The following is a 388-nucleotide window of genomic DNA, read 5'->3' as shown; positions in this document are numbered from 1 at the left end:
CGCCATCATCGTCCATCACGGCGGCGGCTCCGCCTCGCACGACATCGCGCAATACGGCATCAAGGCGCAGACCGACCGCAAGACGCTGGAAAAGGCGCTCGACACCGTCGGCTCCGTCACTTTCGTCGACGATGTCGTCAACTATATCGCGGCGCTCGTGCGCGCCACGCGCGAGAGCCCCGACCTGGAGGTTGGCGCCAGCCCCCGCGCTGGCGCCATGCTGGCGCGGGCGGCCCGGGCGCGGGCGACGCTCGACGGCCGTTCCTATGTGATCCCCGACGACCTCAAGGCGCTCGCCGTGCCGGCGCTGCGCCACCGCGTCATCCTCTCGCCGGCCGCGCAGATCGACGGGCGGCTGGTGGAGCAGATCGTGTCCGACCTCGTCGAC

Annotated in this window: 1 protein-coding gene; it reads left to right on the top strand. The window is 71.1% G+C overall.

What is annotated here, in order from left to right; translation table 11 throughout:
* The coding region (locus EOA29_RS40855) for a MoxR family ATPase (RefSeq protein WP_245468902.1) at positions 1–388 on the top strand (388 nt) is incomplete at both ends.

This window comes from Mesorhizobium sp. M1E.F.Ca.ET.063.01.1.1, from assembly GCF_003998155.1.
GTDB lineage: Bacteria > Pseudomonadota > Alphaproteobacteria > Rhizobiales > Rhizobiaceae > Mesorhizobium.
Note: the sequence above shows the minus strand (reverse complement) of the source record. Positions and strands in the feature narration are given on the sequence as shown.